1 protein-coding gene is annotated in these 1,095 nt (G+C 43.7%); it reads left to right on the top strand.

What is annotated here, in order from left to right; genetic code table 11:
* Positions 1 to 219: 219 nt before the first annotated feature.
* A partial coding sequence (locus tag R7190_RS25740; protein WP_318137663.1) for an acyltransferase occupies positions 220 to 1,095 on the top strand: 876 nt, incomplete at its 3' end.

Genomic DNA, 1,095 nt, shown 5'->3' on the forward strand with positions numbered 1-1,095 from the left:
CCTAGGGGGTTCTGTGAATTATATCTGTTTCATATTCAAGAAAGTGTTGGTCACATATCGCTTTGTTTCAATTGATTCTGTTCAGCAGTATTTATCGGTTAAATACAATTAACAGGTCATTGTTGGGTTAAAAATAAGCAAAAACAGATTGTTAACTATTTAATTGAGTGAAAATTGCCCTATGCTATAAACGATAAGCGATCCAAGGTAGGAAAGGATATGAGAGAAAGGGTTCTGTTTTTTGATTTATTGCGCTGCGTCGCCGCAGTGGCTGTGATCGCTATTCATGTCTTGGCGCCTTATCGAAACGAGTTGGGCGTGATCCCAATGGACCAATGGCTCACCGCCGTTGGAGTGAACAGCGTGACCCGATGGGCGGTGCCGGTATTTATTTTGATTACCGGCGCTCTGATGCTCAGTGATACACGTCCTTTTGATGGCAAGTATTACGTGAAGCGGCGTTTGGGGAAGGTGTTGGTGCCTTTTCTAATTTGGTCGACGTTTTACGCGTATCTATCGGGTTGGACGGCACAAGGATTCGATTTTGAAACCGTCAAAGAAGTGCTGAGTAATAGTCCGTTTCATGCCACCTATTACCATTTAGGCTTCTTCTATTACTTTATTCCACTGTATTTCGTGATTCCTCTATTCCAATGGATGGCACGTAATGTCGATGACAATGTCCTCTATACCTATCTGGCTTTTTGGATGTTCACTAGCACGTTATTCCTGTTCAAGATTGATGGGCCATGGAGTAACCAAATGTGGCTCTATATGGGCTATCTGCCTTTGGGTTATGTACTATTTCAAAAAGTGCCACTAAATCGTTCTATGGTGACGTTGTTCACTGGGTTTGGATTGGTGGCGTTAGCCGTGACATTCACCATGGTGGTGACCAACAGTTTGGAAGCGGAGAAATACACCGTGGGGCGTTGGTTGTCATACAAAACATTGAACGTGATTTTGGCGGCATCGATGATTTTTATGCTGTGTCGGTATTTTGGGGAAGGGTTGCCGAAGAACGTGCAGAAAGTGGTGAGTTTTATCAGCCAGCACAGCTTGGGCATTTACTTACTTCACCCAATCTTCTCATGG

Source organism: Vibrio sp. 1078-1, assembly GCF_033340475.1.